The 17,025-nt window shown below is 66.4% G+C and carries 11 protein-coding genes and 1 pseudogene; 5 read left to right on the forward strand and 7 right to left on the reverse strand.

From position 1 onward, the window contains the following. Positions 1-2: 2 nt before the first annotated feature. Positions 3-971, reverse strand: a complete 969-nt coding sequence (locus ASE22_RS21155; protein WP_056364327.1) for a class I SAM-dependent methyltransferase — start codon at positions 969-971, stop codon at positions 3-5. Between the two features lie 232 nt (positions 972-1,203). Here ASE22_RS21155 and ASE22_RS21160 point away from each other — a divergent pair, with 232 nt between their 5' ends. From ASE22_RS21160 to ASE22_RS21180, 5 genes and pseudogenes are all read left to right on the forward strand, one after another. Further along, a complete protein-coding gene (locus tag ASE22_RS21160) occupies positions 1,204-2,388 on the forward strand; it encodes a sulfotransferase family protein (protein WP_056364329.1) in 1,185 nt (394 codons plus the stop codon). Continuing rightward, positions 2,385-6,293, forward strand: coding sequence for a glycosyltransferase (locus ASE22_RS21165; protein ID WP_056364331.1), 3,909 nt, complete (start codon positions 2,385-2,387; stop codon positions 6,291-6,293). Before ASE22_RS21160 ends, ASE22_RS21165 begins: the two co-directional genes overlap by 4 nt. Before the next feature lie 9 nt (positions 6,294-6,302). Then, the gene (locus ASE22_RS21170; protein ID WP_056364333.1) at positions 6,303-7,289 is read left to right on the forward strand and encodes a M23 family metallopeptidase; all 987 of its coding nucleotides are present in this window, start codon (positions 6,303-6,305) and stop codon (positions 7,287-7,289) included. Between the two features lie 28 nt (positions 7,290-7,317). After that, positions 7,318-7,974: pseudogene (locus ASE22_RS21175) on the forward strand (class I SAM-dependent methyltransferase); the annotation flags it as partial. After that, a complete protein-coding gene (locus ASE22_RS21180; protein ID WP_056364335.1) occupies positions 7,974-9,248 on the forward strand; it encodes a glycosyltransferase in 1,275 nt (424 codons plus the stop codon). The pseudogene ASE22_RS21175 and the gene ASE22_RS21180, both read left to right, overlap by 1 nt. A gap of 340 nt (positions 9,249-9,588) precedes the next feature. Here ASE22_RS21180 and ASE22_RS21185 read toward each other — a convergent pair whose 3' ends face one another. The 6 genes from ASE22_RS21185 to ASE22_RS21205 all read right to left on the reverse strand — a co-directional run bounded on the left by ASE22_RS21185 (position 9,589) and on the right by ASE22_RS21205 (position 16,849). Next, complete coding sequence (locus ASE22_RS21185; RefSeq protein ID WP_056364337.1) at positions 9,589-10,854, reverse strand: calcium-binding protein; 1,266 nt, start codon at positions 10,852-10,854, stop codon at positions 9,589-9,591. Between the two features lie 198 nt (positions 10,855-11,052). Continuing rightward, positions 11,053-11,265, reverse strand: a complete 213-nt coding sequence (locus tag ASE22_RS26950; protein ID WP_156397251.1) for a hypothetical protein — start codon at positions 11,263-11,265, stop codon at positions 11,053-11,055. Continuing rightward, a complete protein-coding gene (locus ASE22_RS21190) occupies positions 11,244-12,014 on the reverse strand; it encodes a sulfotransferase domain-containing protein (protein WP_056364339.1) in 771 nt (256 codons plus the stop codon). The genes ASE22_RS26950 and ASE22_RS21190 overlap by 22 nt, the downstream gene beginning before the upstream one ends. Continuing rightward, complete coding sequence (locus ASE22_RS21195; protein WP_056364341.1) at positions 12,011-13,408, reverse strand: HlyD family type I secretion periplasmic adaptor subunit; 1,398 nt, start codon at positions 13,406-13,408, stop codon at positions 12,011-12,013. Before ASE22_RS21195 ends, ASE22_RS21190 begins: the two co-directional genes overlap by 4 nt. Next, positions 13,405-15,126, reverse strand: coding sequence for a type I secretion system permease/ATPase (locus tag ASE22_RS21200; protein WP_056364343.1), 1,722 nt, complete (start codon positions 15,124-15,126; stop codon positions 13,405-13,407). The genes ASE22_RS21195 and ASE22_RS21200 overlap by 4 nt, the downstream gene beginning before the upstream one ends. Before the next feature lie 91 nt (positions 15,127-15,217). Next, a complete protein-coding gene (locus ASE22_RS21205) occupies positions 15,218-16,849 on the reverse strand; it encodes a TolC family outer membrane protein (protein ID WP_056364345.1) in 1,632 nt (543 codons plus the stop codon). Positions 16,850-17,025 lie beyond the last annotated feature (176 nt).

Raw genomic sequence — 17,025 nt, forward strand, 5'->3', positions numbered from 1 at the left:
GATCAGAGCTTTCGCGCGATCAGCGTGTTGCCCGCGGCGAACATGCTGCGGGCCTTTTCCGGCGTCGCCGCCATCACCCGTTGCCAGAAGGGGCCGCCGGGCGGCTCGGCCATCAGCTCGGCGACGCTCATCGCCTTCAGCGCGTCGCGCACCGCGTCGTCGGTCAGCGCCTCGGCGAGGCCGTTGAGCTGCCAGTGGAGCGCATGGTCGGGGGTCTGGTTGCCCTCGGTCGTCAGCTTCACCCGCTCGAAGCCGTCGTCGAACAGCCGGGCGAGGCCTTCGCGCGTCGCGTTGTAATAATGCGACGGATAGCCGTGGACCGGTACCAGGAAGGGATAGTCGATGAACAGCATCCCGCCGGGCTTCAGCATTCGCGCGAAATCCGCGGCGGCGATCCACGGTTCGGCCATATGCTCCATCACCGCGAAGCAGCCGATGCCGTCGAGCGAGGCGTCGGCGATCGGATAGCGGCAGGCGGGTTCGATCACGAGGTCGGCGCTGACCGAGGGATAGACCTCCAGATAGAGGCAATTGTCGAAGGTCCGGCTGCGCCGGCCGCAGCCGACGTCGAGGTAGAGCCTGTCCGGATTGGCGCGCACCGTCTCGACGAAATCGCCGAGGCCCGGATTGGCGGATTCGGCGTCATAGTCGCCCAGGTCGTGCGCGGTGGCACCATAACCGACCGGGAAGCTGTCGGGGGCGGCGAGGAAGGCGAAAGCGCCGCCAGCGCCGCGCGAGGCGTCGAGGATCGGCGCGAAGCGCGCATATTTGGCCTCCGCCCGCGTGCCCGGCAGGCCGGCGGCCGCGCGCGTCAGTTGCTTGCGGCCTTCCTTGCGGCCGTGGCGTTCGAAATGCTTCCACGCATCGCCGCCCGCCGCGACATGGCGCGCGACGTCGGGATTGGCGGCGAGGTAGAGTTGCTCGACGAAATTTTCGTCGGTCGCCGGTTCGAGCCGCGATGGGTCCTGCATGGCGCCTGCCTATCGCTATCGATGGGCGAGGACCAGCCTCGAGCGCATCCTTTCCAATATCGTCATTCCGGCGAAGGCGGGAATCCACCGGCGAACGAACTCCAGACCATGAGAGGATCGACCCCGCAGCCTGATGGATTCCCGCCTTTGGGAACGACGATGAGAGGGTTGGGTACTGTCCTTTTCCCATCCGAGCCGCTAACCGTCTGCCGCGACCGTAACGGAGACGAGATTGGGGCCGCCCGAAACCCGGCAAGCGCGTATCGCGATCCTTGTGCTCGGCATGCACCGCAGCGGCACCTCGGCGCTCGCGCGGCTCCTGGGCTATCTCGGCGCGGCGCTTCCCACCGACGCCATCGACGCGCATGCCGACAATGCCCGCGGCTATTGGGAGTCGGCGGCGATCGTGAAGGCCGACGATCAACTGCTGCGCGTCGCGCGGTCGAGCTGGTTCGATCCGCGGCCGCTCGACCTGTCCCGGCTCGACCCTTCGGCGCTGCGCTCGCGCAAGGACCGGATCTGGGAAGCGGTGACGGCGGCCTTCGGAGAGGCCCCGCTGATGGCCGTCAAGGACCCGCGCCAGTGCCGCTTCGTACCGACCGTCGTCGAGACGCTCGCCGAACATGGCGTCGCGAGCCGCGCGGTGCTGATGCTGCGCAGCCCACAGGCGGTCGCCCGGTCGATCGCCAGCCGGGACGGGACGACGCCGGCCTTCGCCCACCTGCTCTGGCTGCGGCATATGATCGAGGCGGAGCGGGCGAGCCGCGGGCTGATGCGCGCGGTGATCGGCTTCGACGCGATGCTCGCCGACTGGCGCGATGCCGCGCGCCGCCTGCTGCCGCTGACCGGCGGGGCGATGCCCGAAGGCCTGACGGCGGCGGCGATCGGCGCCTTTCTCGATCCCGCGCTGCGCCATCATGGCGACGCGCGTTCGGCCGGCCTCGAACAGCCGCTCGCCGGCATCGTCCAGGCGGTGCGCGACGGGCTCGAGGCGCTGGTCGGCCGGGATGATGCCGAAACGCGCGCGGCGCTCGATGAGACCTATGCGCGGCTGGATGCGATGCCTTGGCTGGCCGACGATATCATCCATGACGAGCTGCGCCATCGCCGCACCGCTTCGGTCGAGGCCGAACCGGTTGCCGCGGAGCCGCAGCCCGTGTCCGTGGCGCCGCGCCCGTCGATGCCCGCGCCCACCCCGGAACAGGCCGAGGCGGTGGCGATGATCCGCGCCAGCGGGATGTTCGACGAGGTCTGGTATCTCGCCACCTATCCCGATGCGGCCGATAGCGGGCTCGATCCGGTCGAGCATTATCTGACGCTCGGCGCGCCTCGGGGCCATAACCCCAACCCGCTGTTCGACACGGGCTTCTACGCGCGCCAGATGGCGCGGCGAATCGCGGCGGGAGGCGCCCGGTGAAGGCCGCGCTCGTCCTCCATCTCTTCTATCCCGAGGTCGCGGTCGAGCTGATCGACCGGGTGGCCGCGGCCGGCGCGCCGGTCGACGTCTTCGTCACGCACAGCGTCCCCCTCGACGAGACCGTCCTCGCCGCGCTCGGCCGGCTGCCGCGCAAGGCCGAGATCGTCCCCGTCGCCAACCGCGGCTGGGACATCGGCCCGTTGTTCGAGCTGCTGCCGTTGCTGGCGGAGCGCGGCTATGATCTGGTCGGCAAGCTTCACAGCAAGAAGGGCGGATCGGGTTACGCTCCCGAATGGCGCCAGCTCGCCTATGACGGGATGATCGCGGACGGACGGCTGGTCGCCGACATCGTCGCGGCGTTCGACGAGAATGCCGACCTGTCGCTGCTGGGGCCGAAGCCGCTCTACAAGTCGGTCGCCAGCCATCTGTTCCGCAATGCCGAGCTGTTGTCGGATCTCGCGCCGCGCCTGGTGGCGCCGGCCTATCCGCCGGCCGATTGGGGCTTCTTCGCCGGGACCTTCTTCTGGGCGCGTCGTGCGCTGCTCGAAAAGGTCGCCGCGCTCGCCGATTTCGGGGCGGCCGGTCCCGCCAGCCAGGATCGCGACGGGGCACTCGGCCATGCGGTCGAGCGGCTGTTCGGGCTCGCGCCGCTTGCCCTGGGCGGCAAGGTCGGGCTGGTCGAGGACGGCCGGATCGAGCTGATCCAGGCGCCCGGCGCGCCGTCGCACGAACCTGTGATCCAGACCCTGGTAGACGCCGCCGGGCTGGGCGTCGGGCCGGTCGATGCCGAGCTTTCGGCGCTGATCGCCACGCACAACCCGCTGATCGACTATATCCGCCACGGCCGGGAGGCCGACGCGCTCGATCCCAATCTCTATTTCTCGTCGGGCTGGTACAATAGCGTTCATGCCGACGTGCACGCGGCGGGAATGCTGCCGCTCCACCATTATATCCACCATGGCGCGGCCGAGGGCCGGTCGACCGGGCCGCTGTTCGACGGGGTCTTCTACCGCAAGAGCCACGGCGACGTGGCCGGCGATCCGCTGCGCCACTTCCTCGAAATCGGGGCGGGCGAGGGACGCGTGGCGATCCCGGTCAGCCGCCCACGCTACGAAACCAGCGACGAACGCCCGCGCCGCTTCTACCGGCATTTCGACATCGCGCGCGAGGAAGCCTTCCTGCGCGCGATGGCCGAGCTGCCCGCCGACATCCGCCGCAAGGCCGACGACACGCTGGTCAGCGTGGTCATGCCCGCCTGGAACCGGGCCGATCGCATCGCCGCGGCGATCCGGTCGGTGCTGGCGCAGAGCCATGCCAGGTTCGAGCTGCTGGTGGTCGACGACGGGTCGACCGACGGCACCGCCGAGATCGCTGCAGCCTTCGCCGTCGATCCGCGCGTAAGGCTGATCAGGGGCGCGCATGGCGGGGTGAGCGCGGCGCGCAACCTGGGCCTGGAAGCGGCGACCGGCGATATCGTCGCCTATCTCGACAGCGACAATAGCTGGAAGAGCTGGTTCCTCGACGTCATGGCGCTGTTCATGACCTCCGAAGGGCTCGACGCGGCCTATTCGGGGATTGCGCTGCGCGACGAACTCAACCAACTCACCGGCTATCGCGGCGACGATTTCGACTGGGAGGCCTGCCTCACCGAAAATTATGTCGATCTCAACGCCTTCTGCCATCGGCGCGCGCTGACCGAGCAGCTCGGCGCCTTCGATGCCAATTTGCGGCGGATGGTCGATTGGGACCTGATCCTCCGCTACGCCAAGGGGCGTCCGGTCGGCTATGCGCCGTTCGTCGGCTGCGAATATCATGACGCGAAGAGCGATCAGGGACGGATCACCGTCACCCAGCCCGCGGCCTTCCAGGCGCTGGTGCGGACCAAGAACCGGCTCGGTCTCCCCACCGGCCGCGACGCGCACGCGCTGGCGGCGGCGCTGACGCTCAACGTCGCGATCAAGATCGCCGCGCCCGAAGAGGAGAAGGCGGCCTGGGGCGACTTCCACTTCGCCGAAAGCCTCGCCGCGTCGATCGAGAGGCTCGGCCACAGCGTGCGGATCGATTTCCGGGGCCAATGGCACGGCCATGCGATCGCCAGCGAGGATCTGGTGATCGTGCTGCGCGGCTTGATCCCCTATGAGCCGCGCCCGGGGCAGATGGCCTTCCTCTGGAACATCAGCCATCCCGATCAGGTCGGCTTCGACGAATATGACCGCTATTCGCGGGTCTATGCGGCGTCGGGCTCGCACGCGGCGCTGCTCGAGCATATCGTCCGGCCGCCGGTCGTGCCGATGCTGCAGGCGACCGATCCCGCGCGCTTCCGCCCGATCGACCCGCCACCGGCCGCGCCCGACATCGTCTTCGTCGGCAATTCGCGCGGCGTCGACCGCGAGATCGTCGGCTGGGCGATCGCCGCAGGACGGCCGCCCGTCATCTATGGCGACGGCTGGGACGGGCGGGTGCCCGCCGATCTGATCGCGGCGAAGAATATCGACAATCGCGCGGTCGGCGCGCTCTATGCCGGCGCGGGGGTGGTCCTCAACGACCACTGGCCGTCGATGCGTGCCTTCGGCCTGCTGTCGAACCGGCTGTTCGACATCGTCGGCAGCGGGGGCAGGGCGGTCTCCGATCCTGTGCCGTCGATGGCGTCGGTGTTCGGCAATGCGGTCGCCCAGGTGACGGGCCCGGCCGAACTGAAGGCGGCCGTCGACGATCTCGTCGCGCGCCCGCGCAACGACCCGGCCGCACGCCTTGTTGCCGACTATGTCCATGCCGAGCACGGCTTCGACGCCCGGGCGCGAACCTTCGTCGCCGATGCGTTCGCGATCCTCGGCCTGCCGTCGCCGGTGCCGGCCGAGGCACCCGATTTCGACGATCGGCTCGCGGTCCACATCGTCGCCAGGCACGGCGCGATCGGCCCCCAGAGCTCGGCCTATATCCGGCTGGTGGCGCCGTTGACCGACGAAAGCGTGGCGGGGCGGCTGCGCCTGACGCTCGGCGGCCCCGACGGCGCGGTGCCCGACTGCGACGTCTGCATCGTCCAGCGTACCGCGTTGCCGACCATCGAGGCGGTCGACGCGCTCGTCCGCCGGCTGGGCGACATGGGCGCGGCGCTGGTCGTCGACGTCGACGACGCCTTCACCCTGATCGGCCCGGATCATCCGGAGCATGCTCTCTATCGGCCGCTCAACGCCGCGCTCGACCGTGCGGTGGCCGCCGCCGCCGAGACCTGGTTCTCGACGGCCGAACTCGCCGATGCCTATGCCCCGCTGACGCCGCGCAGCATCATCGTTCCCAATGCGATCGACCCCCGGCTCTGGCGCGACTGGCGCCATGCCCGGCCCCGGCCCTTCGCGGCCGAAAAGGTTCGGATGCTCTACATGGGTACCCACACCCATGGCCCCGACCTGGCGATGATCCGCCCTGCGCTCGACCAGATCCATGCCGAACGGGGAGGCGCCTTCGACCTGACCGTGATCGGGGTCGATCCCGATCTTGCGCCCGCGCCGTGGCTCCGCAGGCTGGCGCCGCCGGCGGAGGCGGTCAGCTATCCGCGTTTCGTCCGCTGGCTGCGGGGGCAGGGACCGTTCGACCTCGGCCTGGCTCCGCTCGCCGATAATGCGTTCAACCGATGCAAGTCCGACATTAAGGCTCTCGACTATGCGGCGCTCGGTATCCTTCCGCTGCTCAGCGATGGGCCTGCCTATCGGGCCGACGCGTTGCTCGGGCGCCATGCGCTGTTCGCGAACGCGGACGGCTGGCTCGATGCGATCCGGGCCGTACTCGACGATCGCGAGGGAGCGGCCGTGCGCGCCGCCGAGGTCGAAGCCCATGTCTGGGACCGCCGCGTCGTCGCGCGGAGCGCTCCCGGGCTGGTCGATCGGCTGGAGGCTTATCGACGCTAGGAGGATCGGATGACCGGATATCGCTTGTTGGCCTGCTTGGGCTTGCCCTTGCTGCTCGGCGCGGGCGCTGCCGCGCCGGATCTCGTCCTTCCCGTCGCCTGCAAGCTGGGCCGGAATTGCGCGATCCAGAATTATGTCGATCGCGATCCCTCCCCTGCCGCGAGCGATTTTCGCTGTGGCAGCCGGACCTATGACAAGCATAGCGGGATCGACTTCCGGCTGGTGAGCATGGCCGAGCAGCGTCGCGGCGTGGCGGTGCTGGCGGCGGCCGACGGCAAGGTGCTGCGCGTGCGCGACGGGGTGGCCGACATATCGGTCCGCGAAGCGGGCAAGGCCGGGATCGCCAACATGGAATGCGGCAACGGTCTCGTGATCGGTCATGCGGGCGGGCTGGAGACCCAATATTGCCACATGGCCAAGGGCAGCATCGCCGTGAAGCCGGGCCAGGCGGTGAAGGCCGGCGCCCCGATCGGCAAGGTCGGCCTGTCGGGCAATACCGAATATCCGCACCTCCACTTCACCGTCCGCCTGAACGGCAAGGTGGTCGAGCCTTTCGCCGTCGGCGCCCAGCCCGGCCGGTGCGACGGGGGACGCAGCCTCTGGTCGCCCTCGGCCGGCCTGGCCGGCGCCTACAAGGCCGGCGAGGTGCTGAACGCCGGTTTTTCAACCGGGCCGATGACGATGCCGGCCGTCCAGGAAAATGGGTCGGATCAGCCGCGCCCGACGCGGTCCGCGCCCGCGCTGGTCGCCTTCGTCCAGGCGATCGGACTGAAGGGTAGGGACGTACAGAAGCTCGTGCTCACCGCGCCGGATGGATCGGTGCTTGCCGAAAATCGGGCAGCGCCGCTGGATCGCGACAAGGCGCAGTGGCTGAGCTTCACCGGCAAGAAGCGCCGGGGGGCGGCATGGCCGGCGGGGCGATATCAGGCGCATTATACCGTGCTTCGCGGGGGGAAGGCGGTGATCGACCGGCGTTTCGATCTGTTGCTGAAGTAGGTGGCTTCCCCAATGCGTTCGCGCTCTCTATGCGAGACTGTCCGTTGCAGAGAGGCGCGCAGTGAAAGACGTTCTCCACGTTGGCTGTGGCAGAGCCACGATCGAGAAGATGACGCCCGGCTTCCAGCGGGACTGGCGGGAAATCCGCTTCGACATCGATCCCGGCGTCGAGCCCGATATCGTCGGTACGACCACCGACATGGAGGCGGTGGCCGACGGCAGCGTCGATGCAGTCTATTCCTCGCATAATATCGAGCACGTCTATGCGCACCAGGTGAAGCAGGTTCTGGGCGAGTTCCGCCGCGTGCTCAAGCCCGACGGCTTTCTGGTCGTGACATGTCCCGACATCCAGCCCGTCGCAAGGTTCGTTGCGGAGGGCAAACTGACCGAGCCGCTCTACATTTCCCCGGCTGGCCCGATCAGCGCGCTCGATATCCTGTACGGACATGGGAAGGCGATCGAAAATGGCCAGGAATATATGGCCCATCGCACGGCCTTTACCGTAAACACGCTCGGTGCCGCGATGCGTTCGGCGGGTTTTCGCACCACCGGCATACGCAAATACGGCCTGGAGCTATGGGCGATCGGTGTAGCGGCCGATTCGGCAAGCGATCTCGTCATCAAGCTGATGGCGGATTATCTTCCGTCGAAACTAACCCCGCAAGGCGCGGTGAAGGTCGCCTGATGGGCAAGCGTATATTATTCGTCCACCAGAATTTCCCCGGCCAGTTCCTCCACATCGCGGACGCCCTGGTCGCCCGCGGAGACCAGGTTGCCGCCATCGGCGCGAGCACCGCACGGCTGCGCAGCGGCGTGTCTGTGGTGCGCTGGGAAAGCAAGATCTCTTCCACCAAGGATATTTTTCCGCCTGCTTCCCGCGCCGAGGCGGACCTGATCCGCGCCCAGGCCGCGGCGACGGCCGCAGTCGGGCTGGGCAAGAACGGTTTCGTGCCCGACCTGATCATCGGCCATCCGGGATGGGGCGAGACGCTGCACCTCAAGGAGATCTTCCCGAACGCCAAGCTCATCCTGTTCGGCGAATATTATTATTCGAACCGGGGCGGCGACGTGAATTTCGATCTCGAATTCGAAAAGCCGAGCCTGCAACGCATGATGCGTACCAACGGCAAGAACGCCACCCAGGCGCTCGCCTATGTCATGGCGGATCGGATCGTCAGTCCTACGCCCTTTCAGGCATCGACATTGCCGTCGATCTTTCAGCCGCGCATCAAGATCCTTCACGAGGGAATCGACCTGTCGCGGGCGAGGCATAATCCGGCTGCGAGCTTTACCTTGCCCGACGGACGGGTACTCGACCGCTCGACGCCGGTCATCACCTTCATAAATCGGAATTTCGAGCGTCTGCGGGGTTTCCACATCTTCATGCGCGCTTTGCCAGCCTTCCTCGATGCGGTGCCCGAGGCGCATGTGATCGCCATGGGCGCCGATGGGACGGGCTATGGCGGCGACAGGGAAGATGGCCAGTGGTGGCGCAAGGCGATGCTCGCCGAACTGGGTGACAGGCTGGACCGGTCACGGGTCCATTTCGTGGGACAGGTCGAATATGAACGGATGATCGACATTCTGTCGATCGGCGCAGCGCATGTCTACTACACCTATCCTTTCACGCTGTCCTGGTCGCTGGTCGACGCCATGGCCACGGAATGCCTGATCCTCGGTTCGGATACTGCGCCGGTGCGCGACGCGATCGTCGACGGCCAGAATGGCGTTCTCAACGACTTCTTCGACGTCGAGGCACTGACCGGGGCGATGATCGACGCGGTACGTCGGCCCGATCATTATGCGCCGATGCGCAAGCGCGCGCGCGTTACCGCCATGTCCAAATTCGATCGCGATACGATCGGCGTTCCCCGCTGGCTCAACCTGATAGACCAGACGCTGGCCGAACGTTCTGGCGCCAAGGCAAAGGCGGCGCGACCGGTTTCCACCCGACGGTAGCGGCGACAGCGCCACCGATGCACGGCGCGTGAAAAGGATCCACGTCGAATTGCGCAGCCGATCCAGCCGCATCAGCGGATCGGGTGGAGAACATGTGCGCCTCGAGAAGACGCGATAGTGTGCAGATGGCGGCATCGGGATATGGGCGGACCGGTGGGCCGCGTCGGGTCTATGCTGTCGACCTGCACGATCTCCTCGAACTCGGTCACGCAGACATTGCTCGAGGTCGTCGCTGCGCCAGGCCTCGGTCACGATCGAGATGTCCGGCCCGGCCTTCGATCAGGCACAAAAAAGAGGGCCGGCTTTCGCCGGCCCTCCCTTTGTACGCTCGAAGGATATCTTAGGCGACTGCGACGAACGAGTCGGCCGTGATGTCCGCGGCATTGATGCCGATGAGCTTGATGTACGAGTCGATGACACCCGGGGTGGTGAGGGTGTCCGAGTCGTAGAACAGGTAGGTGTCGGTGCCGACGGTAACGGCGGCAATGTCACTATCGTCACCGGCGGTGATGAGCGCCTGAGCCGCAGCCTTGGCCGCCGCAAAGGTGTTGGTGACGGTGCCCGAGACGACATGCAGGACATCGCTCGGAGCCGAGCCGAGGTCGATCAGGTCGTCTTCGACGCTGAAGTCGGTGATGACGTCGTAATATTTGCCAGTACCGATCGTGATTTCAGCAGCATCGCCTGCCTCGAAGACGAAGACATCTTCACCCTCGCCGCCGCTCAGAACGTCGGCGCCGGTGCCGCCGCTGATCACGTCGTCACCCTTGTCGCCCTGGACGATGTCGTTGCCGATACCGCCCGAGACGGTGTCGTCGTCGGCGCCACCGCGAAGGCTGTCATTGCCGGCGCCGCCGTCGATGATGTCTTCGCCCTTGTTGCCGTTGATCGAGTCGTTGCCGAGGCCAGTGCCGCCAACGATGCTGTCGTCGCCCGCGCCGCCGAGGAGACGGTCGTTGCCGGCGCCGCCGTCGATGGTGTCGTCGCCGGCATTGCCGTTGACATAGTCGTTGCCTGCGCCAGCGGTGATGACGTCAGCGCCGTCATCGACGGTGCCGCTCGGTGCCACGACGTTACCATAGATATGGTCGTTGCCGCTGCCGCCAGCGAGGGTGTCGCCGCCGAGGCCGCCGCTGATGTAGAGAGCGCCCGTGCTGCCAACGTTGCTGACGGTGTCATCGCCGTCGTCGCCGAAAATGACAAAGTTGCCCGCACCACCAGTGATGCTGATGCTGTCGTCGCCATCATCGCCATGGACGAGGTGATCGCCGTCACCGGCCACGGTGATCTTGTCGTCGCCGGCAAAGGCAATGACCGAGTTGCCGCCATCGGTCGTGGAAGAGAGCGTGTCCGCGACATCGCTGCCGATGATGATCTGACCGCCGGTGGCAACGAACAGCGTGCTCGCGTCCGCCAGGGTGTCCGCAGCGAAGGTGAGCGTCTGCCCGCCGCCTGCCAGCGTGACGGTAGCGACCTGAAGGCCGCTTGCTTCATTCAGCGTGACCGTGATGTCGGTCGGCGCAAGCGTCGAGAAGACCAGCGTGTCGCCCGCAGCGAGCGCAGTTGCCTGGGCCTGAGTACCCTCTTCGAAAATAAAACCTGCCATTAGAACCTCCAGTTTGAACCTTACCCGGGCAAGCAGCGTGCCACCTCCCCGTTTTCACGAGCGGGAGACACCACTTGCCGCTCGCGAACCGATCCCCCACGGCATGGTTCGACGAGCAAGCCCAGTACGTTGCTTAGCCAAGCTTTCTCAACCGCGCAACAGACAAAAGCGCACCGCAACATGGCCGATTGCACTATCTTATCCGCACGTTAGCGCCATCGAGTCGGCCCGGGCCATTTCAAACGCAACAATAATATCGAAAATGATGCGGGAACGAAGCCGATTTCCGCTGTTTTTCAATGGGGCGTTCAATAGATTGAGTAAATCTCGACCGATGGAAGCGGCTTCGCCAGCAATCGCAGCCATCCGCACCGCCGCTGTTCGCTGCTTTAGGACCAGTTTCGGGTCCATGCGTCGACCGCCAGCCCGGAGACGGCTTCGAATCGGGCGATATCCTTGCGATAGAGCTCCGCGAGCAAGGCCCGATCGGTGGCTTCCAGCCGAGAGGGATAATCGATCGCCCTTGCCGGATGGACGGTGCGGCGCGGTATGAATCCGGGCGGCTTCGCGCCCAGGAACTCGCAAATCGCGTCTATCTGCGCCTGTGGTTCTTGCTGCAACTGCTCGGAGTGTAGCAGCAGGCACTGCTCACGGGGGAAGAGCGCGAAGAGGCGTTCCGCCTGCGCCCCGTAGAAGCCGCGCTCGACATAGCTGAAGACGCGATGATGGCCCGGAGCCGTGGGATCGCCCACGGCGACCCGTTCGCGTCCGTCGCGGATGCACCAGGCGAAGGGCCGGTCTTCCTTCCGCTTGGCATATTCCATCTTCCAGTGCGACCAGGCCCGCTCGACGGGATCGCGCAGCAGGAGGATGATCCGCATCGCCGGATTATAGCGGGCGATGCGTTCCAGGGCGTTCGGCCAGTAGCTGTAGATCGGGGTCGCCTCGCCGCGCAGGCGGTCGTCCGCTTCGAATAGCTCATGATAGGTCGAATAGTCCGGATCGGACCAGTCTATGGCGGCTTCCTCGTCGAAGAAATGCGCCTCCTTCACCGCGGGCATCTGGATGCCCGGCAGAGCGCGCAGATATTCGAACAGGGCGCTGGTGCCGCCTTTCTGGACCCCGGCAATCAGGAAATCGACCTTGCGCGTCTCCGTCATTTCTCGCGCATGGCGTCGTGCATCGCGACCGTGAAGGGCTGCACCAGATAGGTGAGGATGGACCGGGATCCCGTCGCGATCGCGACGCTCGCCTGCATACCGGGGGTCAGCTTGACCTCGGGACCCGCGGCGGCCAGCTCGGCTGGGGTGATCGTCACCTCGGCTATGAAATGCGACGCGCCGGTCTTCTCGTTCACCCGCGCATCGGCCGATACGAGCGTGACATGGCCTTCGATCGGCGGCGTCGTCCGCGTCGTGTAGGCGGTCAGCGTGACGCGCGCGAGCATCCCGGGGCGGACGTCCGCGATATCCTTCGGCGAAATCTCCGCCGAAACGACCATCCTGGCGTTGGCCGGGACGATCTGCATCAGCAATTGCCCCTGCGTGGCGACCCCGCCTTCGGTGAACTGGCTCAGGTTGAACACATAGCCGTCCACCGGAGAGCGGATCTCGGTCTGGTTGAGCTGCTCGAGCACCGCCCGCAATTTGGGCTCGTTCTCGGCAAGCTGTTCCTGCGCGGCGCGGATACCGTCGGCGACCTCGGTCTGATGCCGGTCCTGAAGCTGGGCGATCTGCAGCTGGATCTCGCCGATCGACTGGCGCGCGCGCGCCATGTCCGAGGTGATCGATCCGCGTTGGCCCTTGACCGCGACCGCGTTGCGCTCGAGCGCGAGCAGGCGGCTGTTGGGGGCATAGCCCTGGCGGCTCAATTCGCGCACGCCTTCGAGCTCCTGCTGCACCAGTTTCCCCTGGTCGTTGATCGCATCGGCCTGAATGCGCATGCCGCCGATCTGGGTCGCCAACTGGTCGGCTTGCGAACGCAATACCTGCGCCTGGCTGCGATAGAGAAGCGTCCGTGTCTGGAACAGCGCGCGCTGGGTCGCGAGGAGCGTCGCGATGCGGGGATCGGAGGCTCGACTGGTCAATGACGGCGGGAAGCTGATGTCGGCGGCGTTGGCGGCTTCCGCCTCGAAGCGGGCGATATTGGCGTACGCGCTGTCGACATTGCTCTGATAGACGTCGACGACGGCGCGGTTCTGCGTGCTGTCGAACCGGATCAGCAATTGCCCCTTGGCCACGCGCTGGCCCTCGCGGACGAAGATGTCCCGGACAATGCCGCCTTCCAGCCGTTTGATATCCTTGCTGTTATTCTCCACGCGCACGACGCCGGGCGCAAGAACGGCCCCCGATATCGACAGAAAGGCCCACAGCAGCAAGCCGACCGCAAGCACGCCCACGAGTATGCTGCCCGCGACGATCGGCCGGCGCACGCGCTGACGCATCGTCTCGTCGTCGATGGGAATGCCGACGGCATAGGCCGCGGTATCGTCATCGCTATCTTCGGTTCCTTCGGGCCGGCCGAGAAGGCGCCGGAAATCGGGGAGGAGATTCACGATTTCACCTCCGCCAGCGCCGGTCGCTTATTGCTGGCCTGGACGGCCCGCAACACATCCTCGCGCGGGCCATATTGCGCGAGATGGCCGTCGCGCATCACCATCAGCTTGTCGGCGTTGGCGAACAGGCTGGGCTTGTGCGACACCATCACCACCGTGCCCCCGCGCGCCTTCACGCCGGCGAGCGCCTGGATGAGCGCGGCTTCGCCTTCGCCGTCGAGATTGGCATTGGGTTCGTCGAGAACGACCACCGCCGGATTGCCGTAAAGGGTCCGGGCCAGCCCCACACGCTGCCGCTGTCCGGCGGACAGGATCGCGCCGCTGTCGCCCAATTCGGTTTCATATCCCTTGGGGAGGCGCAGGATCAGTTCATGGGCACCGGCCGCCTGCGCCGCCGCGACGATCGCCGCATCGTCGGCGTTGATGGCGAAGCGGCAGATATTGGCGCGCACGGTGCCGGCGAACAACTCGGTATCCTGCGGCTGATAGGCGACATGCCGGCCGAAATCGGAGCGTTCCCAGCTGTAGACGTCCGCGCCGTCGAGCCGGACAGTGCCCGTCGTCGGCTTCCAGATACCGACCATGAGCCGCAGCAGGGTGGACTTGCCCGCACCCGACGGGCCGATGATCCCGATCATCTCGCCAGGCTGGATCGCGAAGCTGACGTTGACCAGCACTAGCGTCGATCCCATCGGCGCGAAGCTGACGCCTTCGAACGTGAAGCGGCCCGTGGGGGTCGGGAGCTGCGTGGCGGGCACCGGCGGCTCATATTGCTCGAGAACGTCGTCGAGCCGGCGATAGGCCTGCATGCCGTCGAACAACCCCTTCCACGCCCCGACGATCCGTTCGATGGGGGCGAGCGCGCGAGCGGACAGGATCATATTGGCGAACAGCAGTCCGCTGGCGATGTCGCCCTGAATGATCAGCCAGGCGCCCAGCGCGATGATCACGATCTGGATGAGCATCCGCACGAACCGGATCGCAACGGTGTAGATGCTGCCCTGTTCGCCGGCGACGATGCTCATGTTCAGCGCGGTCTGCCGGAAATGCGCCCATGCCGATCCCAGCGTCGGCAGCATGCCGAGGGCCCGGACGACCTCCGCGTTGCGCAGCGCCGCGTCGGTGAACGAATAGCTGCGGATGGACGCTTCGCTCTGCTTCTTGAGGGCGCCGTGCGTGGCGCGATCCTGCAGCACGGCCAGGAGCAGCAAGACGCCGCCGCCGAGAAGCGTGACGAAACCGATCCAGGGATCGATCAGGAACAGGATTCCCATGAAGAGGGGAATCCACGGCAGATCGAACAATATGCCGATCCCGCCGCCTGAAACCATGCTGCGCACCGCGTCCAGGTCGCGCAGCGCCTGGGCCTGGGCCCCGCCGCGACGGCGAACGACAAGTTCGAACAGCGCCGCGAAGGTGTTGCTGGCCAGCCGGCGGTCGAAGGCGACCCCGAAATTGATCAACACCTGCGTACGGAAATGATCGAGTATGCCCGAGATGAGGAAGACGAACACGGCGCCGATCGTCAGGACGATGAGCGTGGCGCCGCTATGGCTGGACAACACCCGGCTGTAGATCTGATTGGTGTAGATCGGCAACGCCAGATAAAGCAGGTTGCTCGCCAGGCTGAACAGCGAGGCGAACAGGAAGGACTGCTTCCCCATCGCCAGCGCGTCCCGCAGCAGGTTCGGCTTTTCGTCGCGTTTGCTAGCAGTCATCGGAGCAGACACAATCCTGAACGAGGCGCCGACCGGTCATGGGCTGGCCGTGCGGCTACTATCATGCCGCAAAAGCTGCGGCGAAGGCTTTTCATCGCGGCGCGTCGCTGCCCGGCGCGGTTTCATAGTCCCGCACCGTATCCGGAAGCTGGTCGGACGGTACCAGCTTGCTCTCGCGGATCGGCTGCAGAGGTTCGGACGTAAAGCGCCGATCGGGCGTGGCCGGCATGGTCATGCCACCGTTCGGCTTCGGCTGGCCCTGGCCACGCAGGTCGGGCTTGCGAGGGGAGGTCGGGCTGGCCGAGCCGATGTGATCGAGCAGCATCAGCGGCGGTTCGACCGGCAACATGCCGCGCCAGCGCACCTTCTTGAACTCGGCGTCGGGGTCCTTGGCGGGGATGGCGGAGTTGACGGTCCGCGCGTCGAGCCGGCCCATAGCGAGCAGCAGCGAGGCCCGCGCGACATATTCCTGATAGCGATTTGAGAGCAGGCCCAGCTGGGACGACGCCAGTTCCTGCTCCGCATTGAGGACTTCGATCGTGCTGCGCAGCCCGAAGCGTTCCTCGCGCTGCATGCCGGTGAAGGCGATCTGCGCCGCTTCCACCTGGCGGGCACCGGTGACCACGCCGACCCGGCTCGAGGCCAATGTGCTCCACGCCGAAACGACGTCCTGCAACGCCTGGCGCCGCTCGCCGTCCACGACCGCCTGATCGGCATCGTTCAGATTCTGCGCCTGCCGGATCCGCGACCGGATGATACCGGACTGGTAAAGCGGCTGGGTTACGGTCAGCTGAGCCGTCACGGCGGTGCTATAGTCGCGGCGGTCGAACGGCGACAGCTGGCCGACCTTGCCCGCCTGCGCCGTTATGACGGCGCTGGGGCGTTGATTGCCGCGCTCAGCGGCGATCCTGGCGCGCGACGCTTCCTCGTTGAAGCGCGCCGAGGACAGCTGCGCGTTTTCCTCGGTCGCGATGGCGAAGGCTTCGTCGATCGTCGCGGGAAGACCGGGAAGCTCGGGCAGCGGCTGCAACTCGCCGGGCGAATGGCCGACGATCTGCAGATACTGGCCCCGGCTCACCTGAAGCTGGGCTTCGGCGGCGGACAACTGGGTCTCGCCCGATGCGAGGCGGAGATCGGCCTGGGCGACGTCGGTGATCGTCACGTCGCGGACCTTGCGCTTGGCGCGGCGTTCGATGAGCTGGTCGCGGAGCGCGGCGACATTCTCGCGCGCTACTTCCAGCCGCTGCTGGTCGCGCAGCACCGCGGCATAGACTGCGATGACCTGGCGGACCACCTCGCCCTCGGCGCGTCGCAGCGTCTCCTCGCTTGCCTGCACATTGGCCCTGGCCTCGGCCAGCTGTCCGCGAAAGCGGCCGCCGCTATAGACCTGCTGGCGCAGGTTCAGCGACAGCTCACCCGTATTCTTGTCGCTCTCCAAGCTGCGCAGCTTGCTATATTCATAGAGGCCGGTCGCGTTGAGCGACAGGGTCGGCCCATATTGTCCCCGCGTCTGGACATAGTTCTCGTTGACGCTCTTCTGGCGATAGCGCTGCTCGACGAGCGTGGGGTTGCGGGCATAGGCTGCCTCGACCGCGTCCATCAGCGTTTCGGCGTGCACCGGGGGCGACGCGCAGAGGAGCAAGGCCGAGCCCAGCATCAAACGCCAGGCGCGTGCACGGTTCTGGATCTGTCGATGATCGGTGCGGTGCTTTTCGATGATCATCCAAATTCGCCGCCAGTTCGTGGTCGGCTCCACCCACGGCATGCCTGTCATCCCGGGGCGCCCCATAGCTGCCTGTGCGGCGGTGTCAATTGCGATCGCGGGCTTGCTGCAGCCTTAACGGCTTGCCCTAAAAGCGTAGTTCTTCCTAAAGGACATTCTTTTCCTGGGCCGCGCCT

The organism is Sphingomonas sp. Root720 (assembly GCF_001428605.1).
In the GTDB taxonomy this organism is placed as follows: domain Bacteria; phylum Pseudomonadota; class Alphaproteobacteria; order Sphingomonadales; family Sphingomonadaceae; genus Rhizorhabdus.

Coding starts and splice junctions, on each gene's coding strand:
- ASE22_RS21155 (WP_056364327.1), bottom strand. CDS start 971: ATGCAGGACCCATCGCGGCTCGAACCGGCGACCGACGAAAATTTCGTC.
- ASE22_RS21170 (WP_056364333.1), top strand. CDS start 6,303: ATGACCGGATATCGCTTGTTGGCCTGCTTGGGCTTGCCCTTGCTGCTC.
- ASE22_RS21180 (WP_056364335.1), top strand. CDS start 7,974: ATGGGCAAGCGTATATTATTCGTCCACCAGAATTTCCCCGGCCAGTTC.
- ASE22_RS21185 (WP_056364337.1), bottom strand. CDS start 10,854: ATGGCAGGTTTTATTTTCGAAGAGGGTACTCAGGCCCAGGCAACTGCG.
- ASE22_RS26950 (WP_156397251.1), bottom strand. CDS start 11,265: ATGGACCCGAAACTGGTCCTAAAGCAGCGAACAGCGGCGGTGCGGATG.
- ASE22_RS21190 (WP_056364339.1), bottom strand. CDS start 12,014: ATGACGGAGACGCGCAAGGTCGATTTCCTGATTGCCGGGGTCCAGAAA.
- ASE22_RS21200 (WP_056364343.1), bottom strand. CDS start 15,126: ATGACTGCTAGCAAACGCGACGAAAAGCCGAACCTGCTGCGGGACGCG.
- ASE22_RS21205 (WP_056364345.1), bottom strand. CDS start 16,849: ATGATCATCGAAAAGCACCGCACCGATCATCGACAGATCCAGAACCGT.